Annotated in this window: 20 protein-coding genes; 4 read left to right on the forward strand and 16 right to left on the reverse strand. The window is 42.9% G+C overall.

Going from position 1 to position 26,451, the window contains the following annotated elements; genetic code table 11:
* Positions 1–13: 13 nt before the first annotated feature.
* Entirely contained in the window at positions 14–904 is an 891-nt protein-coding gene (locus tag ABIE50_RS21110) for a hypothetical protein (RefSeq protein ID WP_354028103.1), read from the reverse strand.
* Between ABIE50_RS21110 and ABIE50_RS21115 the strand changes: the two genes are divergently transcribed.
* Positions 888–1,061, forward strand: a complete 174-nt coding sequence (locus ABIE50_RS21115) for a hypothetical protein (protein ID WP_209867448.1) — start codon at positions 888–890, stop codon at positions 1,059–1,061. The genes ABIE50_RS21110 and ABIE50_RS21115 overlap by 17 nt on opposite strands.
* Before the next feature lie 31 nt (positions 1,062–1,092).
* On the opposite strand, the gene ABIE50_RS21120 is transcribed toward ABIE50_RS21115, so the two are convergent.
* From ABIE50_RS21120 to ABIE50_RS21160, 9 genes are all read right to left on the reverse strand, one after another.
* On the reverse strand, positions 1,093–1,530 hold the full coding sequence (locus ABIE50_RS21120; protein ID WP_209867446.1) for a hypothetical protein: 438 nt from the start codon (positions 1,528–1,530) through the stop codon (positions 1,093–1,095).
* A gap of 4 nt (positions 1,531–1,534) precedes the next feature.
* Positions 1,535–6,043 carry a DUF6443 domain-containing protein gene (locus ABIE50_RS21125; protein WP_354028104.1) on the reverse strand — a complete coding sequence of 1,503 codons (4,509 nt, stop codon included), beginning with the start codon at positions 6,041–6,043 and terminating at the stop codon, positions 1,535–1,537.
* Between the two features lie 30 nt (positions 6,044–6,073).
* Entirely contained in the window at positions 6,074–7,015 is a 942-nt protein-coding gene (locus tag ABIE50_RS21130) for a hypothetical protein (RefSeq protein WP_209859956.1), read from the reverse strand.
* 410 nt (positions 7,016–7,425) lie between these two features.
* Positions 7,426–10,974, reverse strand: a complete 3,549-nt coding sequence (locus tag ABIE50_RS21135; protein ID WP_209859954.1) for a hypothetical protein — start codon at positions 10,972–10,974, stop codon at positions 7,426–7,428.
* 50 nt (positions 10,975–11,024) lie between these two features.
* The gene (locus tag ABIE50_RS21140; protein ID WP_209859952.1) at positions 11,025–11,249 is read right to left on the reverse strand and encodes a hypothetical protein; all 225 of its coding nucleotides are present in this window, start codon (positions 11,247–11,249) and stop codon (positions 11,025–11,027) included.
* A gap of 173 nt (positions 11,250–11,422) precedes the next feature.
* Positions 11,423–12,106, reverse strand: coding sequence for a hypothetical protein (locus ABIE50_RS21145; protein ID WP_209859950.1), 684 nt, complete (start codon positions 12,104–12,106; stop codon positions 11,423–11,425).
* Entirely contained in the window at positions 12,027–12,878 is an 852-nt protein-coding gene (locus ABIE50_RS21150) for a hypothetical protein (RefSeq protein ID WP_209859947.1), read from the reverse strand. Before ABIE50_RS21150 ends, ABIE50_RS21145 begins: the two co-directional genes overlap by 80 nt.
* 23 nt (positions 12,879–12,901) lie before the next feature.
* Positions 12,902–13,168, reverse strand: coding sequence for a helix-turn-helix domain-containing protein (locus ABIE50_RS21155; RefSeq protein WP_209859945.1), 267 nt, complete (start codon positions 13,166–13,168; stop codon positions 12,902–12,904).
* A gap of 73 nt (positions 13,169–13,241) precedes the next feature.
* Positions 13,242–14,036 carry a hypothetical protein gene (locus ABIE50_RS21160; protein ID WP_209859943.1) on the reverse strand — a complete coding sequence of 265 codons (795 nt, stop codon included), beginning with the start codon at positions 14,034–14,036 and terminating at the stop codon, positions 13,242–13,244.
* 414 nt (positions 14,037–14,450) lie between these two features.
* On the opposite strand from ABIE50_RS21160, the gene ABIE50_RS21165 reads away from it, so the two are divergent.
* Positions 14,451–15,023 carry a Crp/Fnr family transcriptional regulator gene (locus tag ABIE50_RS21165; protein ID WP_209859941.1) on the forward strand — a complete coding sequence of 191 codons (573 nt, stop codon included), beginning with the start codon at positions 14,451–14,453 and terminating at the stop codon, positions 15,021–15,023.
* Between the two features lie 124 nt (positions 15,024–15,147).
* Here ABIE50_RS21165 and ABIE50_RS21170 read toward each other — a convergent pair whose 3' ends face one another.
* Positions 15,148–15,609 (reverse strand): hypothetical protein, encoded by a 462-nt coding sequence (locus tag ABIE50_RS21170; protein ID WP_209859939.1) that lies wholly within the window; start codon positions 15,607–15,609, stop codon positions 15,148–15,150.
* Positions 15,610–16,045: 436 nt separating this feature from the next.
* The gene (locus tag ABIE50_RS21175; RefSeq protein ID WP_209859937.1) at positions 16,046–16,375 is read right to left on the reverse strand and encodes a YbjQ family protein; all 330 of its coding nucleotides are present in this window, start codon (positions 16,373–16,375) and stop codon (positions 16,046–16,048) included.
* A gap of 267 nt (positions 16,376–16,642) precedes the next feature.
* Between ABIE50_RS21175 and ABIE50_RS21180 the strand changes: the two genes are divergently transcribed.
* Positions 16,643–17,560, forward strand: a complete 918-nt coding sequence (locus ABIE50_RS21180) for an NADP-dependent oxidoreductase (protein ID WP_209859934.1) — start codon at positions 16,643–16,645, stop codon at positions 17,558–17,560.
* 41 nt (positions 17,561–17,601) lie between these two features.
* Here ABIE50_RS21180 and ABIE50_RS21185 read toward each other — a convergent pair whose 3' ends face one another.
* Positions 17,602–18,033: a MarR family winged helix-turn-helix transcriptional regulator gene (locus ABIE50_RS21185; protein ID WP_209859933.1), complete on the reverse strand. Its 432-nt coding sequence runs from the start codon at positions 18,031–18,033 to the stop codon at positions 17,602–17,604.
* Positions 18,034–18,081: 48 nt separating this feature from the next.
* Here ABIE50_RS21185 and ABIE50_RS21190 point away from each other — a divergent pair, with 48 nt between their 5' ends.
* Entirely contained in the window at positions 18,082–20,340 is a 2,259-nt protein-coding gene (locus ABIE50_RS21190; RefSeq protein ID WP_209859931.1) for an ATP-binding cassette domain-containing protein, read from the forward strand.
* Between the two features lie 166 nt (positions 20,341–20,506).
* Here the strand turns inward: ABIE50_RS21190 and ABIE50_RS21195 are convergent, their stop codons facing one another.
* The 3 genes from ABIE50_RS21195 to ABIE50_RS21205 form a co-directional block, all read right to left on the reverse strand.
* Positions 20,507–24,436: an AMP-binding protein gene (locus ABIE50_RS21195; protein WP_209859930.1), complete on the reverse strand. Its 3,930-nt coding sequence runs from the start codon at positions 24,434–24,436 to the stop codon at positions 20,507–20,509.
* A gap of 87 nt (positions 24,437–24,523) precedes the next feature.
* The gene (locus ABIE50_RS21200; protein ID WP_354028105.1) at positions 24,524–24,901 is read right to left on the reverse strand and encodes a class II aldolase/adducin family protein; all 378 of its coding nucleotides are present in this window, start codon (positions 24,899–24,901) and stop codon (positions 24,524–24,526) included.
* A complete protein-coding gene (locus ABIE50_RS21205; RefSeq protein ID WP_354028106.1) occupies positions 24,888–26,447 on the reverse strand; it encodes a TauD/TfdA family dioxygenase in 1,560 nt (519 codons plus the stop codon). The genes ABIE50_RS21200 and ABIE50_RS21205 overlap by 14 nt, the downstream gene beginning before the upstream one ends.
* Positions 26,448–26,451 lie beyond the last annotated feature (4 nt).

Raw genomic sequence — 26,451 nt, forward strand, 5'->3', positions numbered from 1 at the left:
TTACCACTGCCGGCTACCCCATGTGTACCATCAGGCTGCGGCCTCCGTTAAAAGCCTGCATCAGGTCTGCCAACATATTTTCGGCTGTAGAAGTAGCTGGTTGTTGGTCTTTAGGACCACCTGATTTATAAAACGCTTTAGCGCTCAGCTGGATCGTATCTCCTGCCATTACCCGCAATACAATGGAAGGCCCTATTTTCTTGCCTCCGTTGGCGGCAGTTAATTTAGCGACAGACGCGTTGCCACCGGCACTTTCATCGGCTGGATAGCCTGCCGGTTTGGCTGTTCGGGAGTTATCTATGTTGCTAAACAAAGCAGTTTCAGTAGGTGCAGCGGCTGTTTCCATGGTAGCTGCATACATAGAGAAATCCGTTTGCTCGGTTAACACCATACGGACATTACCCAGGTGATCCTTTACAAAATAGTCATACACATATTTTATAGGCTGCCCTGTCGCAAATACGGCCCTTGCCCGTCCTTCTTCGTGACCTAAAAACTGTAAGCTGTCATTCTGGTATACAAAAGCACCTATATAGTCTGTGGTTGTAACTTTGGCAGGGGCAACAGTATTGTCGGTAACGATTTTCCTGAGCTTACTACCCGAGGCGTCGTACTGGTATTTAATCACGCCCTTTCCGGTGATAGTAATACTCTCAGGAAGGTTCAGATGATTATAAGTAATGGCAGTGATGTTTTTATTACTGTCCTTTGTCAGGTTGCCGTTCGCATCATAAGTATAATCGGCCGTTTCGTTATTGGTGATCTCCTTAAAGTCACCCAGCTGGCTCTGGGCGTTGTTCTTGCGGTCGGTAACAAAAGACAATTTATTACTGCTGGTATTATAACCATACTTCAGGCTATCCAGGGTGAGTATCGTCACTCCATTCATGCCTATCTGGTTCATGGTTTGGATGGGTATGACCGTGGATTACCTGATTGGCGGTTCTACCAGCATGATACTGGACAAAAAATTACTTAAACGAATGGAAGATATTGAAGCCCTGCCTGGAGAGGAGAAAAAAAATTTATTACTTCATCAATATGGCTATTACTCACAATAAAACTAAAAAAACATATTCACGATAAAATTTATTATTCAAATTTGACAACTAGGTCATACGGTTCCAAGTCATGTAATATAGGATTACCTAGCTTCTTAACTTTAATATCATTTACTAATACCTTCAACACATTAATTAATTCCTGCGTTTTAGAACTCTCTTTATCAGATGCATAATTGTAAATGGTATTTCCTTCATCATCAATTCTGGCAGAAAGAATTTCAAACCGTTCTACTTTTGACGCTGTATCTATAAATATTCTGATTGCACCAATACCTTTAGAACCCTGAGGAAAGATATTTGGGCTAACTTTTACTATCCGGTTATAGTCTATCTCAAAGTGAGACGGCACTATTGGATCTATAATTGTATCCCCCCTTTTTGCCCCAGCCTCACTTACTACATCTTTTCCTGATTGGACACAACTAAAGCTACAAAACGCTATCATCAATGCAATCAATAATTTCATACGTTTATTTTTCTCTTATTAATGGGAAAAATTTAAAGATAACCGAACCTTGTTGATTAGGTAACAACGTCTGGTTATTATTATAAAGCCCTGTTACATTAGATGTACTCCCTTGTTTGAAGCTCATGAGTGCATTAGAATAATTAATATAGGTATTATAATTAACCCCTTTTGCTTCATATAATAAGTAATTATAAGCCTGCCCATACATTGCTCCCGCTTTATTATCCATTCTTGCAGGAGGCTGAAGCCCCCCCATAGCGCTACCATTCATTACTGCATTCATTGCTACTGCCTGGCCAAATAAGTACGCACCTACTTCGTTATTTACAGATGCCCCACTTTGCTTATTCTCATGTTGATAGCCGTGGAATAATTCATGTGCTGTATTCTCTAGCTTTTGTACACTAGGAGTATTCTTCATTAATGCCCCAGCCCAAATTTTACCTCCACCATCAGCATTTTCCTGGAACTGCAATGCGTCTATTTCTTTTCCCTCCCTCGTAGGAGTTTGATTCATAAAATCGAATTTATTCTCAGAACCAGAAAGGCTAGTCAAAACCTCCTTACCTATTTCAGTTGAGTTCATTTGATTTAATGTCTTCATTACTGTTGACACAAACTGATCTTTACCTTTATATTTACTACCATCCTCGTTGTATAATCTTCCATTATCATAACGAGCCTTCTGATTATCTCCATAATATATCCAAACTTCTTTTCCATTCGGATCAACAAAAAGTATAGGACTGTTATTAGCATAACCATAAGGGGTATAACCAATGTATTTATCTGCCATAGGATCTTGTACATGCCACCTTCCAATCTGTGCGTCATACATCCTCGCCCCATAGTCATACCATTCCAGTCCTGAGCCATCTCCAAACTCCTTACTCTGTAACTCCTTCCCATTATACTTCATCCTATTCTCCGGGTAGTTAGTACCACGAAGAGCACTCGAACTAATCCCCGCCATCGTCAACCCAAACGGATAATAATGCGTTTCCTCCAGCAACGGTCCTGAATTAACCCCTAACAGTACATTATCAAAGAACACATCCTGGGTGCCTTCATTGCTGGTATACACATACAGGAAACCAGATTTATCCATCACCATCTTATCCTGGCTAAGCGTCTGCAACTGATCCGGCTCGGCTTTTACCTGTTTTACCCCACTATTCTTATCCACTAATTTAAACTGATCATCGAACAAAACAAAATTCAGGTAAGCTTTGGGCCGGTCGGCATTGGGCTGATCGGCATCTCTTTCTTTCAGCCGCCGGTAATCATTGTTATAAAAATTGCTATTGAAAGGTGTCATATTACCACTGCCGGCTACCCCATGTGTACCATCAGGGCTGCGGCCTCCGTTAAAAGCCTGTACCAGGTCGGCCAACATATTTTCGGCTGTAGAAGTAGCTGGTTGTTGGTCTTTGGGACCACCTGATTTATAAAACGCTTTAGCGCTCAGCTGGATCGTATCTCCTGCCATTACCCGCAATACAATGGAAGGCCCTATTTTCTTGCCTCCGTTGGCGGCAGTTAATTTAGCGACAGACGCGTTGCTACCGGCACTTTCATCGGCTGGATAACCTGCCGGTTTGGCGGTACGGGAATTATCAATATTGCTGAATAGTGCTGTTTCAGTAGGTGCAGCGGCTGTTTCCATGGTAGCTGCATACATAGAGAAATCCGTTTGCTCTGTTAACACCATACGGACATTACCCAGGTGATCCTTTACAAAATAGTCATACACATATTTTATAGGCTGCCCTGTCGCAAATACAGCACGCACACGTCCTTCTTCATGACCAACAAACTGTAAGGTGTCATTCTGATAGACAAAACCACCTATATAATCTGTGGTAGTAACTTTGGCTGGAGTAATGGTATTATCGGTAACGATTTTCCTGAGCTTACTACCCGAGGCGTCGTACTGGTATTTAATCACGCCCTTTCCGGTAATAGTAATACTCTCAGGCAGGTTCAGATGATTATAAGTAATGGCAGTGATGTTTTTATTATTGTCCTTTGTCAGGTTGCCGTTCGCATCATAAGTATAATCGGCCGTTTCGTTATTGGTGATCTCCTTAAAGTCACCCAGCTGGCTCTGGGCGTTGTTCTTGCGGTCGGTAACAAAGGATAACTTATTACTGCCCGGCGTATAACCATACTTCAGACTATCCAGGGTCAGTACCGTTACCCCATTCATGCCTATCTGGTTCATGGTTTGGATATTACCATTGGCATCGTAAGCAAGACCGTTTACAGAAAAATTCTTCTGATCGCTCGTCCAACCGGTGCTACCGGTGTTCTGCTGGGTAAAATCGGCTTTTGTTAAGCGGTTCACTTTATCATAACCATATCCATAGGCCCTGGCAATGCCATCACCCCGGCTTTTCCATTTGGCGCCGGCAATATTACCATTAAACTGAGAACTGGTAAACCCGTAATCATAACTCAGGTCCTGCCCAAACCAATTGGCAGTACTTCCTGCAGTTGGAATGAAATCTTTATTGATACTCTTCAGCCAACCACGGATATTGTATTCATAATTCAGCGTTTCCAGTTGTGTGCTTGTAGTCACCCCTAAACGCTTTCTCTTTAATTGTCCTAACTCATCATATTCATTTACGGCTAAGGTCTTTTCCTGCGCCAGAACATCATTCAGCATCTTTTTAATACTTACCAGGCGGCCACCTGCATCATAATTCATGATGGTACGTACCGTTATCTCAGAAGTAGTGCCGCTGCGCTGATTACGATGCCGCTGATAGGTACTTAACAGCTTTCCGTTAAAATCATATAAGTTGTTGGTTACATCATATCCTCCGCTGATATTGTCTGACAGCACCTGCATTAGGCGGCCCTTGTCATTATAATAATGGGTGGTAGTAAGCCATTGATCAGTTCCCAGCACCCTTACCTTTGTTCCGGTAACCAAACCTTTAATCATGCTGCTGGCAGTGCCAGGCAAAACTTCCGAATATAAATTATCGCCCGGCTTAGGCTTGTCAATATCCCGGGTGTCATATGCCCTGTTACCTGCAAATCCATAACTATCATAATAAGTGTAAGTTAATGGTGTTAATTTATTAGCCGGAATATTGGGTAGCGGATTGGTAGCCGTAATAGCAGTGGCGCCTCCTGTGACGGCGGTATTGATTTCAGCCGTCATCGACGCACCGGTACCCGAGTCAAAGCCATCAGTCAAGGTAATACTATTCGTTGCCTGGAACAAAGGAGTTGTGCCATCATAGGATGCGAGCACCAGATCCGCAGTACCGGGGAAAGTATAAGGGATAGATTGTGTATTACTGGTAGCAGTATTCATAGTGGCCTGCAGCGCCTCCCTGGTACTGCCGTCATTATACAAGGCCGTCATGGTCGGACGGTTTAATCCATCATAAAACGTAACCAGCCAGTTCACCCCCTTCATATTGCCATCCCGGGAAAAAGCCAGCCTGTCTCTCACATCATACACCATTTCCGTAGAATCTGCACCCGGCACCTTTTTAATGATCATGCGGTTACGCCCATCATAACGATACATAAAACAAAGTTCTGCAGCTATGGCTGTGCTGATAGTCCAGTTGCTGATGATAGCCTCCACAGCTTTCGGAGGTATTACAAAGCGTAGGTTACCCAGATCGTCATAAGCATAATATGTACAGAGCCATCCCATATGACCAGTGCCCGGATTGTCTGCCAGCTGAACTTTCTTCAGTACCACCCTATCCTGCTTGTCCTTATATTCAACCACCTGGCCGCCTGCTTCATCAGTTGTGATATTTTTAAATAACTGCCCCGCAGCATATATACGCCCCGCACCACTGGTGGGAATAATGCCCCCTACCGCAAAATCCCAGATACGTACCGAATCTGAGGCCGTATTTATCAGATACTGGTTACCTATACCGCGGTTGCCGCCGCGCTCCACGGTAGCCGGGTCATTCTTTGCCCAGCTGTTACCTGGTGCATATGTTTTAAGTACCCGGTTCAATGGCGAAGCTTCATAGTCAACCCTATTGTAATATACGTTTTCTCCTGCCGCGCCAGGCGCCATGGTAGCGTTTTGATAAAAAGCCTTCTGCCCGTTAAAAGGATCTGTTTTAAACTTACCATCACTGGTATTACCGCTTTGCTGTACATAAGGCAGATATTTAAACTGCTCCCGTCCAAAAGCGTCATACACAACAGGAGCCACTACATCCTTCCCGCTTATGCTAATTCCTTTAGAAACCGTTTGCAGGGGACGTCCCAACCCGTCAAAATACTGGGTCACCTGCCGCACCTCTGTTACCGGCCGGCTGGGTGATGCTACATAGGCCGTATCAGCGGTAGGAAGTGCCGGCTCCCAGGTACGGACATAGTTAATTGTAGGGGTGGTATAAGCGCCTGGCACTGCAACCGGGACGGCTGCCGGGCGCACAGTGACATCAGGTTTATTCTGCTGCGCCTGTAGCGTAACTGCAGAGCCTATTAACGTTACAATCAGATAGAATTTACGCATAGTATCAAACTCAATAGGGATAACAACTATTTACTTTTTTCTTAGCTCCTTCCTTAATGCTTCTAACTCGGCACGTTGAACAGCACTCTCTTTCTTCATCTCAATCATATACAAGGTCAGCTCCTCTATCTTCTGTAAGAGTTTCTTATTCATCTCCCCCACATCCAATCCCTCTGTCTCCACTTCTTTCGCAGAAGGTATCTCCGGTAAATGCCTGTTTGTCTTGATAAAACATTCTACTTCCTGTAGTGTAGGTAACTCATAATCCGGATGGAACACAAAATCCGCCCAGCTTCCCTGGGTGACCTTTATTCTCCGCGCCCCTATAGTGCCTTCCACAGCAAGCTTGTAACTGCCGGGGTTATATGTTCCGATAGCCAATTTGCCGGCCATATAATTATTTCCACCACCAATAAAGTAAGCAGAACTATTATAGGTAGAGCCATAAACATTCACAGAACTATCCACGGCTGTTTTAAAGCTATGGGCAGGCCCTCCAACCTCCTGGTAAGGAAGCGGTTGTTGCTCTCCGTCATAGATAACCGGTGAAACAGCATAATTAGACTTATAGTTATAGCTGGTATTTCCCCGCATCCAGATGATAATCCTCCCAGTTGAATTAGTTCCCGACGCGTCTCTCCAGCCAGCTATCATCTTATTTAATGTAGCAACGGGACTGTACTGCCTTATATCAGCATCAATAAAATTGGATCCGTTTCCCCAAGCGGTTACATGGTATCTGAATTTTGCTATAATAGAACCTCTCCATGGGTTGTCATTATGCACACTTGAACGGCCTATTTCCAGCTCGGTGGCGATGTTAGCAGTCCAGGCCCCATCTGCAAACGTGACCGGATAAAACTTACTGGTGTCCCCTTTTACCCAAAAGGCACCTGTAACCTGGGCTAAAACTGCTGTTTTGCAGGTGAGAATTAACAAACAAACAAGGCCATACTTTTTAAAGTGTTTCATAGATTCTGATTGATGATTGCAACTGGCTTAACCAAATTGGTTATGAAGTATGCTCACGATAAGTTTCCTTCTACCTCTGCAAAGATTAACGGATTAAAAAGGGATGTGTTAACAATACTTTGCACAACTTCATCGGTACAGAAAATTGCTAAGGGTTAAAAGATATTAATTCAAGACTAAACTTGAAATAAAAGTACATACAATTCGTCATATTCTCAAACGGCAGTTGAAAAGAACATTTCGCGATCTCCAACACCTGCTAAACAAATTTTAAAATCTGTTAATCGGTTCGAATACGACATCCTCAGCCGCCTGTGGCCGCGTTCAAAGGCCGGTTCCTAAGAACCAGCCCTGATAGATCGTTTTCATCTCAAGACCTGTTTTTCAACATAGAATACACCTTTTTGTACTTACTGAGTTATCGGTTTCTGGTACTGGTAATCATAAATCTTCAAAACTTTATTATCCTGGTCTCTCGATTCTTTTAACTGACCATAACCATCATATAGGAAATAAACGGTTTTATCAGATTCACTTGTGATACTGCTGATGCCTAATAATGGATCATACGTATAGGTACGCATAAGTGCATCTTTAGGATAAATCCTGACTTCATCTATATAATTGCCGTCACTGATTACGTAGGAAGGTCCTGTATAGTTGATAGATTTCCTGATCCAGGAGCCGGTTGTACCTACCCTGTACCAATAGGTAAGGATATATTGTTTTTGATCCGGGATAGTAAAATTAACCTGAAATCCTGATGCTTTCACCATTTTCCCGGTTCGTGCAAATGCTTGCAGGATACCCTTATTAGCGCCATATTCAAAGCTCTCGTAGTAAAATTGGTTACTATTTGCGTTTACAATCTCAACAACAGGGTAGTTATTGCCATAGCCCCATTTATAGGAAACCGGTACATCACTATTCTTTGACTGGGTAAGGATATTTCCCTCGCTATCGTAATTGTTAAAACTCAGTATCTTTTCGTAGTTACCGGTACCATACTTTTCCTCCGTACTGGATAATAATGGTTTGCTTCCCGGCCAGATACTAAAGTTGTTCCTGAATGATTTGTTTGGATTGCCATTAATATCTTCAATACTTTCAATATTGATCCCTATCATATACTTATTAACCATTGATTGGTAAACCGGATCATTCGGATAATCAAAAGGATATTTATAATTGGTAGTTACTGTTTGCTTGCTACTGTTAGCATAGCTTTTCCTGGAAAGCTGTAAGTATTGAGGATGGTTATACTCGTACTTTGTTACAATTACAAGTGAGTCAGTGGTGTTGGCAGTAGAGTAATCAACTACGGTATCCATTGAAAGGTAAGTAAAATCGGAATACAGATCGTAAAACTTTACGTTCGAAAAAGTATAAGTGCTTAAGTTGGCGTTAAGCCGAAATATAGCAAACTTTAATTCAGGAATTTTAACTCCGCGGATTGTTTTACCTCTTAAGTTATCAATGTTATACGACCTCGAAATCCTTTTGACAAGCTTGTTCTGTCCATTCGGTTGAGTCGAATAAATATACTGGCTCCTTAATGATCCATTTTGAGGATTGGGGATTGTAGGGACATTTGGAAAGGCCGGCGAGTTGATAACATCAGGAGAATTGAAATATTCATAAACGGTTTTACCTTTTTGGGATTGACTTTCTGTAACGAATGTATATCCCAAAGGACCGCCCTGGGCAGAGGCGCTTATTGGCATGATGGAAGAAGACTCACGGAAAACAGCAGTCCCGCTGGACATTACCTCGTAGTAAACAGGCGCTTCAGGAGAAGCTGTACAGAAGTTCTCAACGGTACCCAGGTAGTTGTATTGAGGAGTGGTCATTAGTACTCCTGAGCTATAAAGGCTGGTTTCGCCAGGATATTTAGTGAGATATGAATAGCTGGTTTGTTGGTCATTTGCATGGCTAACACCATCATAGTTGGTCAATGACTTAACCCGCACTCCGGGACCATATCGCTCCTTAATAATAATGGTATCTTTGGTAATATATTTAACCGTTAACCAATTAAAGAAACGCCCATCGCATAATGCCTTTATTTTGTAGATGCCTGGATATAAGGTAAATGATCCAAAGCCGTCGGCGCTTTGCTGATTGTAATAATTGATATTGATCCCAACGCCCCCGGTAAACACCTGGTTACTACCATTCATTATATATAAATTTGCTGCATCAAATTCAATCTCTCCATTATCAACGGTCATGCAGGTATTATCCATACAAGCCCAATGCGATTCAACCTCGACTACTCTGATAGAATCGATCTTTATCAACGCTTCGTTTGGTTGTAATTCAATAACAGATGATTCTGGTCCTTTTTTGTGCAGTGGAACAATATTCTGATACCTTTTGATGATAGTTTCCGGCGAATAATAGTTGTTCTGCTCATATTCAAAACTGGTACTTCCTCCCGTGGGGTAGGTGATTTTCTGAAGAATGGCTGCCTGGGAGTACTGAGGATTGGGATCCCTGTCGGCCCCCACGAACTCAACATCTTCATTGGTGCCAAAACGTTTAATAGTAATTGGCGGAACTAAAGTACCCTTAGCCATATGATCACCATTGTTGGTATTTTCTCTTAAATCGTCATTCCTGGCCCCATTATAAAATCCCCAATGATCTATTGCCTTACTGTCTTTGGCCGGCAATGGAAGTGTGTTATAGGTAAATACGTAAGGCGCCCTGGGTTTAAGGCCATTAGTTTCGGTAACAGAAACGAGCTTTAACCGCTTGGTTAAATAATCAGTTCCATCGAAATAATTATAAGATAGGTCAAATTTTTTCTGAAATATGTAAACTCCATCCTCTTTGGAATATATACTTATGTTGTCGAGTTTTAACGGGTAGGAAGCTGCTGTATTTACAACGGGTTCTATATCGTCTCTTTTGCTGTGACTGAATTCTATTTTTCCATCAGGAAAGGTGATGGTTTTAAGGTAGACCTCCTGTATTTCCGAATAGGAAGAAAAATAGGTGAATTCATGATATGGTCCGATTGGGCAATAGCTTACATTACCTGGCAGAGGAGCAAGGTTAGTACTGATTATATGCCGTTTAATTTGGCTTCTGCTCATCACTTGCGCGGCGCCGGGAAACGTTTTTGTATAAGTGAAATTGATAGTGGGGCCATTTGGCGATTGTATTTTGTCCAAAAACCAGGAAGTTACAGTTTCTTTAGGAGTAGCATCTTTAGCATCAAGGTCTGCCTGAAGCTCCTCTGTAGACACCCCGGTTCTGGCCGTGTTGATTTCAGTTGTGTTAAAATAATATTTAATACCGGCAGGATTGGTAATAATCCATTCGTACATACGGGTGGTCTGGTTAAGGACTACTTCTATCTTTACATCTGCCTGCGAGAGAAGTGTTACGGTTATCGGAGAATTAATATTAGGCCTTTTGTTCAATACAAATTTTCCTGAAGCGCCATTGATACTGAACTGGAAGATGTCGGGCTCCCCATCGGCCTGGCCATTCAGTGCATCGCTCAGGAAGAGGATGTCCCTGTTATAGGTCGTATTGTCGGGGCGCACATACATATAATCGGGACCTACACTGGCAGGCATGTAAGAATTAACATACCCGTTGGTTTCCAGGTCATCGGCCCCTTTAACAACTCTTGATATCACACCACCGGTAAAGAGTGTCCAGCCCAGGCCAACAAGAGATGCTTCTTCCTGTACCTTTATTCCGCCGCTATGATAACTAAGCTGTAGAGGTACTGACAGGTCTTTGCTCTTTATTTCAAATATGGGGATGCTGATGTCTGCTGTTCCTGTATAGTGCGATACGGGAACTTCACCGTATTTAGCTATGGCAGCGGCGTTAGGGGACGGGCCAATCACCCGGGGAATACTTTGTTTTTCGTCTTGTGCGCTAACATAAATAGCCGCGCAGCAAAGAAAGCTCAGGAGAAGCAGTATTTTTGTTTTCATGTACAAGGATTTCTTGGATTTTCAGTCAGTTGATATGTCTTGTATGGATTTTATTTGTTTGCCGGCAGGGAATACTTGTTCAGATCGACAGAAAACAGCGGAAAACCTGTGGCAGGTAGTCTGGTGACACCAGCAACCGGATAATCTCCATATTGCTGGATACAAGCAATGTTTGGAGGCGACGGAATATAATTGGTATACTTCTCCTCCAATTGGGCAAAACAAATAGTAGTATAACCGGTTAACAACAAGTACAGGGCTAAACGTAAATTCATAAAAGGACTTAATAGGTAATAAACAGGATGTAAAGTTAAGAATAGGATTTAAAATTACAATCTTTTGTTTTGTTTTTTATACGCATATTGATTACGTTGCCACTTTGTATCGGCGGCCAGGTTTCATATCCCCTGGCCGGCCGGTTAAATGTCAGATCGAAATCCTATATCTCCTAACTCCGCTTATCCCTTGTCTCATTTCCAAACGCCACCAAATTAAACATCGCCCTCATCCTGCTGCGCAGGCGGTTGCCATACGCCTCTTCCAGCTCCTTGCTGTTCAGGTTCGTTGTAACATGCGTGAGCATCTTATGCGAAATAAACAGGTCGTACCGGGATAGCAATATCTCCCCCATCACGTTGCAGCTGTTTCCCCAATAGTTGATGGGTTGCTCCACTCCCAGGTCGTCGAAGCAATGTACCTTTGGGATATTGGAATAAGGGAAGAATGCCTTTTTAGCGTAGCAGGTTATGGCATCATAACCTGTTTTGCCAAATTCAAAGCTGATATCCCTGCAGGATACGATCCATGGCCGGTACGATTCCGGGGCCAATGCCCTGATGAGCGTCATCAGGGAGGTTTTGCCGCATCCGATGGGCCCCATGAGCAATAAGCCTTTTTGAAGGTCCAGTCCTTCTGCAGCGGCCACTGCTTCATCATAAAGGAAATAGGCCAGTAATTTGATGATAACAGGCCGGTCTGTATCATCGAGCTTAAACCGGGGATCGTATACATTCTTTCCATGCTCCTCCAGTTGCTGCATGAGCCAGTGGTAGTCATAAGGGCTCTGAATAGCTTTTGTTTTCCTCGACCTGGAGCCTTCCTGCCCCGGTTGATTGTCTGGTGTTTCTGTCATGTGTTTGGGTTATTTGAAGGTTAATATTCAGTATCCATTTATGCGCGGCGGCCTGCCAGTTGGTGATAGGCACCCTGCCGCCCTGTTTCCATCCGTTTGCCGTGTAGTGATGGAAAAATTTGCTGGCTTCCGTTGCCGGATAAGCACTGGCCTTGAAAAATTCCTGTACCTGGGATAAATCGGGAAGTATCCGCTCCGCGGCGGCTGGAATTTCCGCGCGGGGTATATCCTTATCGCAGCAGGAGTTTTTAACTTGATTATTATAATTTTTTTCTGAGGGCGGGAGCCCGTTTTCTCTCTCCTGTTTTCTATTGTTTATTTGTTTATTATTAAAACATCGCAAAATTGCGACTGGTACAGTATCATTTTTGATACACAGTACAGTCGCATTTTTGTTACGCGACTGTGTATCAATATTGCGATCCGTTGTACTTTTCACTTTGTCAGATAGCAGCAATTGCGGCGTATCGTCATCAGTACCGGGAAGTGGAAGCATAATCACAATACCCGGCATGGTCATTTTCCCTTGCTGGTAGTGGATGTACCCATAGCTGTGAAGTTCCTTCAAACAGCGGGTATACGTGTTCATAGAGCCAATGCGGCACAACCTAACGACTTCTTCGCGCAGGATGGGAAAGGATTTCTTGAAATGATGCTGGTTCCATACCTGGAACAGGGCCATGTAAAGGCTCACATGGTGGGCGCGTAACTGGTTATCTTTCCGCACCTGTGCGAAGAAGGCATTAAGATGCCTGATGTAGTTAATTTTCATGGTGTTCTTTTATCAGGAATAATCTATTTTTTATTTTCACCACTAAGTAGTTTGAGGATATCGTCGTAATCGTAGTAAAGCAACCCTCCCACTTTAGCATAAGCCAGTGTGCCATTATTGCGCATGGTTTGAAGGGTAGCAGGTGAAATACTCAGGATTTCCCTTACCTCGTACGACTTAAGCCATTTACGGGCTTTCGTGGTTGATGGGTTATAGAGTTCACGCAGCTCCTGGAATAGCTCCTTTTTAAAAATCGCAAAATCTTCTTTTGTTAAAATTTCTACCGGCATAATACTTTTGTTTGTAGATAAAAAACTGCAGGCCGTTTCCTGCCGTCATCTGCCATGGAAGCAAGATCGCAGACTATCCTACGGCCAGGATCTTTGCGGCGCCGGCATGTTTTATCCGCTCTACTACCTGGTTGCTGAGAGATACTCCCATTTCAATACCAATACCAACCATTATGGTTTTGGTATCGCTTAAGGCATTCAGCTCTTTGAGCTGCATAGTAATGCTTTGCGCCTCAAAAGATTGCTGCAACGACTGCCATTCCGTAAATATCACCTCCGGCAATGATGTTTGTTCGCTGCTTTTATAGTTATTGACTTTATATACAATATCCGGTACCAGCCCAATGGTAGCAACAAAACGGAAACGGGCGTAATTCCGGGACGTAATAAAATTTATCCCCAACACTAAGGCAGGGAGCTTAATGGTGGCACTTCCGGTTTCCCTGTTAATAGAACAGGCCACAGGATGACGGATTATACTGTCGAACGTGTTTATCCTGTTCAGCTGGAACCCTTCCAGCAAATGCCCGTAACGGGATAACAGTATACTTCTTTTGCCCCGCTCTCCTGCTGTATCCATCACCTGGATATTCTTTGCCAGTTTGCAGAGGGTAGGTGTGAAATTATAGTCGGCCAGGTGCTTTACAGGATAAAGCACCTGCCTGATAGCTTTGCTGGCGCTGCTGCAGGCGCCAAATTCAGTGATATTCTCCCGCACACGCTGATAAGTGGGAGAACTTTGAATATCCGCTTTAGAAGGTCCCGCAGTGTTTTTGCGAACAATGATTTTATCTGAGCCCTTCAGTTTGTAGGCATTTAAATTGCCTATTCTACCAATAAAATTGATGCCTTCAGTTAGAATAGCCATAAACAAATATTTTAGTGAGTTAAGAAACATATGCTTAAAACGTTTTCAAGCTACATGACCCGTATGTAATTAGATACGAGGTATGTCCGGCGAAACTATGGCGTATATATGGGTTATATACGGGCGAACCGGGGAGTATCCATACCGGAGATCATTTTTAAAGAGCGTTTTAAAGTATTGAATTTTGTATTGTCTTCTAAATGAAACTTATTTGTATTTCAGTAGTCATCCACTTTTGTATCAATCAAAATAAAGAAGTATCAAAATGCAAACCTGCTTCACTATAATTCGGTTTTCGAATCAAAATGTAAGTCGATTTCACAAGTATAACATTGCTATATGGCAAATATTCGTATTCGCTTAATTTTCAGTATTTTTATAATACATTAATCCATTGTCAAATTTACTGTTCTTATGTTCGATGCTATTTTTGCTGTCATCTCCCAGTTTATAACCATTTCACCGGAATTGCAATCAGATTTGGACTCCAAACTAAAAACAGGCACATACACTAAAAGAAGTCATCTGTTAAAACAGGGGCAGGTATCCAATTATCTTTATTTTGTTACAAAAGGGCTTTTAAGAGCATACTGCATCAATGACGCGGGAGATGAAGTTAACAGCTGGTTTATGAAGGAGAACGATTTTTTGATTTCGGTCCTCTCCTTTTACAGCAGGCTCCCAAGCCAGGAATCAATAGAAGTATTGGAGGATTGTGAAGTAATATTCATCCATCATGATGATCTGAAGGAACTTTATAACAAACACACAGAATTCAATATCGTAGGCAGAAGATTAACTGAGAGATACTATTGCCAGAGCGAATTAAGGCTTTCCTTCATGCGGGGACTAAGTGCAGGATACAGGTATAAGATGTTACTGCAAAATTACCCTGAACTTGTAAAGCGGGTCCCTAGTAAATATATAGCGAGCTATCTGGGGATGACTGTATATACCTTATCGCGGATGAGAAAGGCTGTGAAATAAACTGTGTTAAAGGTTGAAAATAATTACAGACCATTAATACAGTCTATTTGTGTTGATCAGTATTTAACCGGACAGGTATTATAATCTGATAAGGGGATAATCTTGCATTTAGCGTAGCTCCGTATTACTTTATACGATTGAATGTTAGTTCTAAATCATTTTCCCAAGTGATGTTATCTCTGGATAACTCCCCTTTACTAACGATGGTATCGCCGTCATCAGAAATTGTCCAGGTGAACCGTTGGGAAAACCCGGAAACATTTCTCCACCACTTCAATGTATTATTGCTAAATGAAACATCTAATTTCCTTGAAACTTTCCGTTCGTCAAAATAGAGCATAAAATATTCACCGGTATCAGCATCACTACCTAAAATTGCGATACCGCCCGGAATACCTTCTTCATCAACTTCCGAATGCATTATCATGAAAGCGCCGCCTTCCATCCATTTGAATGATGTATGTCCGTGAAAAGTAGCTCCGAGAAAATATGGATGTGTGCCGATAGTCTTCCATTCTCCAATCAATATCTCAAAAGGCTTGAGTGCAGGATTCGGTATAGCTGCTTCATGTGGTGAGTTTCTCATGATATTTTTGTTAATGGATGCTCGTATTGTTTTACTATTCTATTTTACAATAAATGCAACTATTATAGCCTGACTTTAGGTTCGCATTATCTCTCCGGCCATTCCAGTTGCATACGAAACTGTAGGGAGTGAGAGCAATGTCTTCATGATTAATTAATTGATTTGCTTTACAAATATATCCACTCCTTTTTGGAGCTATGGGGCGTTAAAGCGTCAATCTGAAGGGGCAATTGCGTCATAAATTTTGGCCAGGCAAATACTTGTTAGTGGTAGCGGGCAGACATTTAAAATCCCTCAAAGTAACAGGATTACCTCCTGGAGGCGATTAGCATAGCCGTCTGATCAACCTGTGGCTGTTACAGTATGTTTAAGCTGCGATGAGAATATACGCTGTATTGTCTATCTCAACCGGGGGTAGTTTGTTATAACACAATGTCTAAACTTTTTCTACAACCGCAGCAGTACCATAGGCCAATACCTCGGTAATACCGTTCATTACTTCATTGGCATCGTAACGCATATTGATGACTGCATTAGCACCAATTTCCTGTGCATGGAGGATCATGAGCTCATAGGCTTCTTTACGGGTTTTCTCGCATAACTCGGTATAAATTGAGCTTTTGCCCCCAAACAAACTCATAAATCCTCCTGCCATATTTCCAAGCAGACTGCGTGAGCGAACAGTTATGCCACGAACAAGGCCAAGGTGTTTGATAATTTTATAACCTTCCAAAGAGGTACTTGTGGTGATCAGGGTTGTATCCATGATATACTTTTTATGAAACTTCATTAAAATTTGAAGTTACATAAATCGTATAAATTTGAGTAATTAAGGGAGCTAAACAATAGCAGGTTCCAATGAATGTATTGGAAATCGGTTATTAGTGAAATCAGTTAACCCTGCCTGGTCCCCCGGACATTTTAAAACTGGTCTACCAACCTAACCAAACCAACATTTAATTTTATATCCAGGATAAAGGAAATCATCATTAACATACGGCAATATTGCTGTTAAACAAAAAGGACGTGTATTATGAAAGCAATCATTGTAACTGACCAGGCGGCCGGAACAGCCGGAATGAAATTGGCGGAACTGCCTCAGCCGGAGGCATCTTTAAACGACGTTATTGTACAGGTGTATGCATCAGGCTTCACTAAAGATGAGCTCACATGGCCATCCACATGGACAGATCGTGCCGGTCGGGACCGCTCGCCATCAATTCCCGGCCATGAACTGGCTGGTGTGGTTACTGCCCTGGGCTACGGTACAACCGGGTTGTCTGTTGGGCAACGGGTCTTTGGCCTTACAGATTGGCACCGTAACGGCACACTAGCCGAGTATGTAGCCGTAGAGGCACGCAACCTTGCGCCTTTACCCGGTGATGTTGATTTTGCGGAAGGAGCTGCGCTTGTAATGTCGGGCCTCACCGCATGGCAGGGACTATTTGTACATGGACGCCTCCGGGCCGGACAAACCGTTCTTATACATGGTGCAGCGGGCGTGGTGAGCTCTATGGCAGTTCAGCTTGCACGGGCAGCCGGCGCTTATGTTATCGGTACAGGACGTGCCAACGGCCGGCAGGCGGCGCTCGATTTCGGTGTACAGGAATACCTTGACCTTGAAAACGAAAAACTACAGGATATAGGCGGAATAGACCTGGTGTTTGATATATTCAGTGGAGATATTGCCCAGCAGTCTGCAAAACTGATCCGTTCCGGGGGAACACTGGTAACCATCGCAGGGCCCATAGATGCGCGGCCAGATAACGGATCTACAATCGACTTTGTTGTAGAAGCGGATCCCATCCAATTGAATGAAGTTGTACAGAGATTCCGTGAAGGACGTTTACGGACGAACATTGGCGCCATAGCAACACTGGAGGATGCCATCACCACTTTCAACTCAGCCGGGCGGATCAATGGGAAGACAATAATACGGGTTCGTCCTTAAAAGCTCATTGGTCCGGGGAATGCAACCTTTAAAGGCTTAAATCAGGTATGGCCTTCTACTATCTCTCCTATAACTTTACCTAAAAGAGATGTCAGACTCTCCAATTCATCCCTGGTCAGAGCCTTAGAAACCTGTTTTGCGACACGTTCTCGGAAGTTCTCTGAATTATCGATAATGAATTTTCCTTTATCGGTTGCACTTAAATTGAAAATTCTCCGGTCTAATGAAGATTGCTTTTGCTCAATGAGATGATTTTCAACCAGGAACTTCAATTGCCGGGAAATTGCAGGTGGACTAATATTAAAAGCCTTTGCCACCTGTTTCCCGGTACATTTATCATTTCGATAAATGTATTCGATTATATTGTAGTGAGTGGCGGTAACCCCGTTCACTTCCCCCCTGCTCATATTCGCTAAAATAAAACATTGCAATTCTGTAAATACATTGTAGAATTTTCGCTCGCCTTTGTTCATAATAGCATAATTAGTTAACTTTGTTAAATATTACCAAAGTTAACGAATATGACTGATATTATCATAAAGAATGCAAGGCAAAATAACCTGAAGAATATTTCAGTACAGATACCTAAAAACCGGATCACTGTATTTACAGGTGTTTCGGGCTCAGGAAAATCATCTCTAGTGTTTGAAACAATAGGAGCTGAAGCACAGAGGCAGTTTAATGAAACACAGGGAAGTTTTATCAGGAACCGCCTGCAGCATATCGGCGTACCCGAAGTGGATAGAATTGATAACCTGAATGTTCCAATTATTATCAATCAGAAAAGATTAGGAGGAAGCGCAAGGTCAACCGTTGGTACAGCTACCGATGTGTATGCTTCTTTAAGATTGCTTTTTTCGCGAATGGGAAAACCATTTGTGGGATATTCCAATGTGTTTTCATTCAATAACCCCTTGGGAATGTGCAGGGAATGTGAAGGACTTGGATTTGTACAGACGGTGAACATAGACAACCTTATAGATAAACAAAAGTCTCTGAACGAAGGGGCAATCATGTTTCCGACCTTTCAGCCCGGCGGTTACCGTTTATTGAGATATACACTGTCCGGGTATTTTAATAACGATAAAAAGCTGAAAGATTATACCCCGGAAGAATGGGATATACTTTTGAACGCCCCGGAACACAAACCAAAGCACCCTGATAAGGAATGGGGCAAAACGGTAAAATATGAAGGTATAATTCCGCGGATTGAAAAAGCATTTCTAAAGAAGGAATCAAAAGAGAACATCACCCGGAAAGAGGCTTTGAAAAATATCATCATCACAAAACCCTGCCCGGTATGTAACGGTAAAAGACTAAATGATAAAATTCTGTCCTGTAAAATAAATGATAAAAACATTGCCGACTGCACCGCACTTTCTATCGACGAGCTTCTGGAATTTATTGGTTCCCTGGAATCCAAAACTTTTGATGTAATTCTAACTGAGCTGAAAAAGAAACTTCAAAACATCGTAAACATAGGTTTACAGTATCTGACATTGGACAGAAGAACGGATACCCTATCGGGCGGAGAAAGTCAAAGAATAAAAATGGTAAGAAATCTGGGGAACAACCTCACCGACCTGCTATATATTTTTGATGAACCGAGCATAGGACTTCATCCGAAAGATCTGCAAAATATTTCTTCTATCATTAAACAAATACGCGACAAGGGCAATACTGTCTTAATTGTTGAGCACGATCCTGACCTAATTAAAATTGCTGATTGGGTTATTGATATGGGGCCGCAATCGGGAAGAAACGGCGGAGAAATTATTTACGAAGGCACATTTGACGAATTAAAAAATTCAAAAGGGAAAACCGGTTTATATTTTGCAAAAACATCCAAACTGAATAAAAAACCAAGAAGCGCAAATGGGCATTTAGAAATTAAGAATGCTAATCTCCATAATCTTAAAAACGTTTCTGTAAAGATCCCCAAAAACGTAATGACCGTAGTTACAGGTGTTGCCGGATCAGGCAAGAGCACATTGATCAATAAAGTGTTGCCTAAGTTCCACCGGGAAATAACTATTATTGACCAGTCGCTGTCTGCCATGAGCATTCGCTCCAATCTCATTACTTATCTGAAATTATCAGATGATATAAGAAAACGGTTCTCGATAGCAAATAAGGTCTCTGATAAACTTTTCAGCAGAAATAGTGAGGGCGCCTGCGAAAATTGCAAAGGTATCGGCGTGGAAAAAATTGATCTGGCATTTATGGATGATATAGAGCAGCCCTGTGAAGTTTGCGGAGGTTCCGGATTTAAGCCACAGGTCTTAAAATATTATTATAACAATAAAAATATTGTTGAGGTCATGAATATGACCGTGGAAGAAGCCATTGATTTCCTTCCTGACAATCTGTATAACAGGCCTCTGGGCATGTTACTCAAACTGGGTTTGGGTTATCTTACTTTAGGACAAAGACTGGACAGCTTTTCAGGAGGAGAAAGACAGCGACTGAAATTAACAAGAGAATTGGAGCATTCCGATAAAATAATTGTCCTGGATGAACCGAGCACAGGGTTACATCCAAGCGATACTGAAAAGCTCTTAGATTTCATGAACGACCTGGTTGAAAATAATAACACTTTGATCGTTATAGAACATAATCTTGATGTAATTGCGCAAGCGGATTGGATTATCGACATTGGACTTGGTGCAGGTAAATATGGCGGAAATGTTTTGTTTACAGGAACAGTTACTGATCTATTGAAGGATAAGGTTTCTGTAACGGCAGAATATGTACGGCAACATTTGCACAAAGGGGAATAAATGCGATAAGTTTAAAGGCGGATCAGCGCCCGCTGCTGAATTAAAAATTGTATTTTGAATAAACTATCTCATAATGATCTTACCTATTATGAGTAAAAACTAAAAGAGCGCCTCAATTAATTTTGAGACGCTCTCTTTTAATATATCGCTAAAAAGAATACCAATATCACATCCAAACGATTCTGGAGAAAATCATTTCAGCCAAGCTACTAACAGAACCTGGGATAATTTCCAGGCACTCCTCTTTCGTAGTGCTAACAGTCACCTCACCTGCACAGTAATTCTTTGAGATATTACCCGATGCGATATCGCTTTCTTCCAATGGTGATAAATGCACTGGTTGGATCAGAGATATATTACCACTATACTTCCTGGATGGACGATACTTTCCTATCAATCGGCAGGCCTGTTTCAACTGTTCAATCATCATAGCTGCGTCGGCATCTTCCAGGTTAATATGGGCTTGTTCCAGTATGTTGTGTATTATCTGATCATCGTCTTCACACTGACCCTTACTATCCACGTTCAGACTGAAGATGCCTGAATCAAATAAAATCAGGGAGTTGACTTTCCTTCCAAGTGCCTCTAACTGCAAAGCTACTTCAAAGGCGAGCGATGCTCCAAATGACCAGCCGGCTATATGTATCATCTTATCTTTTGCCAGCTGGAGGATTAGGTTCTTGTAGAATCCCGCCAATGCTTCCATATTCCGGCCAAATGTGCGATAATCTTCCATCCTGATAGTATCAAACATCACGAAATCCATTTTATCAGGCATAAAAGCCGACAGTTCCTGGTAAACCGATGGTCCTGTGAGTGGTGGGATCAGAAAGAGTATATGCTTACTTCCTTCTTGTTGATTAACTGTGTAATAATTTTTTTCATACGTAAGTTTGTTGCTGTTTGCTGCCTTCTCAATATGCGATGCTAACTTTCCTATGGTATTGTAGGTAAACAGTTCCGCTCCTTTCAACTTGATATTAAATACAGCTCCCAGCTTGAATGCAGCTCTCATTAATACAATGGAGTTGGCGCCCATCGCATAAAGATCCTCATGAAGAGAAATAGGAGTATCCGGCATCAGCGCGGCAAAAATGGCGTGTACCTGCCTTTCCGTGGTAGTAGTAGGTGCTGCGACCTTTTGCCAGCTCTCCTTTACCAGGTTATCCTGCAAAGTTTCATGATCTATTTTTCCTGTGGCGGTTCTGGGAAATTCCTTCAGGAATAATATCCTGCCGGGAATGGTGTAGGCAGGTAACCGCTCTGTCAGGAACTGCTTGAGGTGATCTTCGGAAAATTTTCCAGGGTCATCTACCAAACAAAAAGTCACCAGCCTTGTCCCCTCTCCCTTATTCATCACCACCACTTCTGCCTTCCTGACTCCCTCAAACTGTTCAAGATTATATTCTATCTCACTCGGTTCAATCCTGTATCCTCTTAACTTCAGCATCCTGTTCTTTCTCCCAATGTAATGCAATACGCCATCCATATCTATAAAACCTAAATCGCCTGTCTTCAGGCATCGGGAGCCATCAGGTTGTAATAAAAAAGTATCTTTATCGTCCGGAGATCTGAAATATCCCAACGATACACTTCTTCCGGCTATCAATATTTCGCCGATAACATTTAACGGCCTTACCCGCAGATAGTCATCTACAATACTGATAGCCGTATTGCACACTGGCTTTCCAAGCGGGTAGTATTCAAACGACGAATTATAGTGTTGATTGTATGCGATGGAAGACGCTTCAGTAGCGCCATACCTGTTTATGACCACCGCATTAGGCAATGCGTTACGTATTGGACCCACATCAGACATCTTGACCGCCTCTCCACGAAGCTCCAATATATTTATTTGCTGCAACCATTTCATTTTATCATTTGCCATTAATACTTTCACAAAACTTGGTGTCAGCGAAATTCTTGTTACCTGCTTGTCTGCTACGAGCTGAGAGAATTTGTCTACATTATGATAGAGCGATTCAGGTATTACCAATAACCGGGCGCCCTGACTGAGGGCTTCAAAAATATTACGGATGGATGGGCTAAAGGACAGCCGGATGTTCATGCAAAAAGTTTCCCGCCGGCCCGCCGGAAATTGTTGTTTAAGCCATTCAAGACCATTGAGTATATTCCCGTGACTGGTGCTGACGATCTTTGGTATCCCTGTGGAACCCGAAGTATAATACAGTATACAAATATCGTCTGGTAAAGGATGTGCAGGTGAAACGTTCAGCACAGCCTGTGGCAACTCTTCCGGCAGCGCTATGATCAGGCAGGAGGACAATTCCCCCGCCAGGATATCGTTCATGACAACCCTATCGCGTTCCTCCAATAAACAAGCTGATAATTGGGATTCCATTGCCAGCCATTTCAGCTTATCCATCGGAAAACCGTGCTCCAGACTGACAATACTGCATCCTGCTTTTAGCACACCAAGAACCGTCACGATCAATTTAGCGGAGTAATTCAAATAAATCCCTACTGCTCCTTTTACCCCTTTGCCGGTGAGGATATTCGCGATATGATTACTCGTTTCCTCCAGCATGGTATAAGTAAGCGAATTATTTTCAATATCCTCTACAGCAATGTCATTTGGATACAACTGCAACGATTTTGCAAAAAGGCTGAGCAGAGAATCTGACGGCACAGTTGTTGGCAACCCTGCAATATGGGAGCGTTGAATACTTTCCTCAAAAACATCCAGCTTACTTAACAGTTGCTCCTTAATAACAGTGAAATTATTATATAACCCAACGATCAATGCGGTGAAGTTGCGTACCAGCATTTCCGGAAACAGATCTGTTCTGTAACTTACATCAAACACCACTGCATCATCAGAGAGGGACACCTGTAAGAAGAGGGGAAAGTATGACTGAAAGCCCCACACCGCATTGGGAACTGCTATTTCCCGGGGATTATTCCGAAAGCTGAAACATATACTGAAGAGATCTGGTGTTTTTACGGTATTATAAATTTCATTCAGAGAAAGGCTGGAATGTTCTCTTGCCTGAAGCAGCTGATGACGGAATTCCTGCATCGACTCCATCACCGTCTGCGGGCGGTTAAAATCGTATACAAGTGGTACTGTTGCCTGCAACGGACCAATTGTTGATGCGAAACCGGCCATACCTGAATATCGATGCATGTTGGCATCACCCCACACAAATTTGCCTCCCCCATAATAGGCAGACAATACCAGTCCCCCAAAAAAATGTAAGGCGCTGTCACTTGTAATAGATAGCTGCTGCAAAAAATTGCCGGTTTCATCATTCAGCTGATACCCCAACCGAAGCTTTGCATAGTTTTCTCTCTTTACGGCCCGCTCGTGTACAATAACATTTTCAAGCATCGCCGGCTCTATGTTCTTCAGCTGGTCCTGCCAATAGCTTTTGGCCTTTGTCCGATCCTGCCGGAATAACCAATCTGAGTATGCGGCAAATGATGCCCCCCCTTCTACTTTCGGCAATAAACCCTTTTGAATCTGGTCGCAGGCATCCAGTAACGCTGCTGCCAGCAACTCAACCGCCTGCTCATCTGCTATCAGGCAATGCGTCAACAGCACTATCTGCTGATCCTCAACCAGTGCAAAGCGGATCAAGGGCCCGGAAACAGAAAACGGGCTATTTATAAAAGCATCATAACCCGAAGCCGACAGCCTGCTGCAACAAAGCGTATCTATGGGCAAAATCCTTGTTTTAAAGCCGTGTCTATGCGGTTCTACGTCGAAGGCGGTTCTCAATATCTCATGTTGTGAGAAGATATATTCACTGGCTTTCCGGAAAACTTCAAAAGGAAGCGGCGCTTTCGCATCAAAAGAGCAACGGATGATGTAACGATGACTGTCTGCGTTATTTATTGCGAAGGTAAGCAGCCCTTCCTGGAAAGGTGTCAAACGACATCCGGGGATTTCCCCTGCTGCTGTCTCACCCCGGATATGCTTGATCAGCAAAGCTTTATTGGCTTTTATTTTATCAATCAACGCCTGGTTTTTGCTACTACTTTTTGGCAACACCACGTTCAGGTTTCCCGAATCGTTAATGGCAATTTCAATATTGTTACTTTCTATTTCCAGGATTAACTCATTAATGTCCATAGTAAATTACAGTTAAGCGTTCAGAACTGCGATCATTATAAGCACCAGGTGCTGCTTCAAGGTGATGATATACATGATTACGCATTTTCAGATATCTAAAGATTCGGGGTAAAAGTCGCTGATGTCAGGATATCCGCGCTCAACTCTGCGCGCCAGTGCATCAAACTCAATCTTAAACCCAAGCGGGTTGGCGATCCATTCCCTCGATTCCAGTGCTGTGTTTGCCTCTACAAGATTAATGGCCGACTTCAGTTGCCGGGCCATCACATTAAGCCGTAGCGCTCTTTCCAGGCACACCGAATACATTACTGCGGTTTCAATATCCTCACCACAGGTAAGCGTACCATGGTTGGCCAGTATAGCCACGTTCTTCCCCATCAATGCGTCGGAAATTTTTTGGGCGCCGCTGAAATTATTTACCGGACCGTCAAAGTCTTTGTAAATAACATGATTATCGTAAAACATACAGCTGTTCTGATCTATGGGAAGTATGGTGCAGTCTTCCAAAGCAGAAAACAACGTACCCCCAGGGGGAATGTGTATGTACAATACAGCCAATATCTTTATTGGACTGGTGTATGGAAGAGTGAATACAAAACCCTGCTACGTTTACCGGATGATCCCCATCAACTACGATCCCGTTTTCATCTACCATTACAAGATTGTCGGGAGTGACTTCATCAAACAGCACACCGAATGGATTTACCCAAAACAGGTTTTCGCTGCCCGGCACTTTAAGACTGATATGCCCGCTGATGCTACCTTCATCAAGCTCCAGCATCCGCAGCATCCGACAGGATACTGCCAGCTTGTATTTCAGCATCGCCTTGCTATTATTAAACCTCGATTCTTTCAGGAAAAAATGCCTGGAAGTATTTTGCCGTGAATGGCTCACAACATCTTCGGTGGCCATCCGATCTGTATTTTCTGTTGTGTGCTTTGTGGCGCTGTATACCGGTGCACTATCGGGATAATTATGTATACCATCCTCCTCCGACATGGCCACCAGCAGGTTCCTGGAGCCGGTGTACGATTCCCGGCCATGTGTATATGCCAGGTTATCGATCATGAGCAGGTCACCGCTTTCCCAGTCAAATTTAAACATCACCTGGTCATAAGCCTCCCTGACCGCATCCAGATCGGCAGCATTTATTTCCGAGCCGTCGGCAAAAAAAGCATTCCTTGGCAGGTTATCTTTCCCATAGGTCTCTACCAGGTAATGTGCCACTTCCTTATCTAAATTGGAATAATGAAAGAGATGCGCCTGATTAAACCATATTTTGCTACCGGAATGGCTGTCTGTAATGGTTACCTGGGCTTGCTGGGAAATCCGGAGCCGGTTATCTTCCAGCCATGCAAAATTCATCTTTCTCTTTTGGCAATACGTCTCCACTTCATTTCTGTTATCGGTACCAAAAAATTCCTTCCAGCTAATGTCTATTTCATCCGAGAAATTCCTCACATACATGATACCTCCTTTCGACCCAAACAGGTCTCTCACAGCTGCCGGAATCCGTTTAAACACTTCTGCGCTATCACATACAGGTGTTTGTCCGCCGGTTTCAGACGGCTGCACACAGTAGAAATATAATTTCTTCGGCCAGAAGTCGGAATAAGCATGTTCATTATGCTGAGGGATCCTTTGTTCTTTTGGATACTCCGTGGAGGTATAAATGGCGTTGCCTTTCCTTGTTCTTGGGGTTGACGGTTCCACATAATTTAATGCGCCGCCTTCTGAGCTTTCCCGGACAATTGCCGCCATCCCTTCATTGTCCGTTGGCTCAAAACCTCTGAAAAGCAGTGCCCTCTCCTTATCGAACAGGGAGGTGACGAATCCGGCGTGCTGCTTCATCCAGTCTGCCAGTAACATCCCTTTTACCCCGGCTGTAACAACTGTGATACGGGTATATTGATTGCCGATCTGATGCAGACTTACATTTGCATGGCCGGTGCTATCGATGACCACTTGCCCGAATCCGGGCGTGGTCATATCTTGGGAAGTATTTTTCATTTTT

Source organism: Chitinophaga sp. OAE865, assembly GCF_040546735.1.
GTDB classification, from domain to species: Bacteria; Bacteroidota; Bacteroidia; order Chitinophagales; family Chitinophagaceae; genus Chitinophaga; species Chitinophaga polysaccharea_A.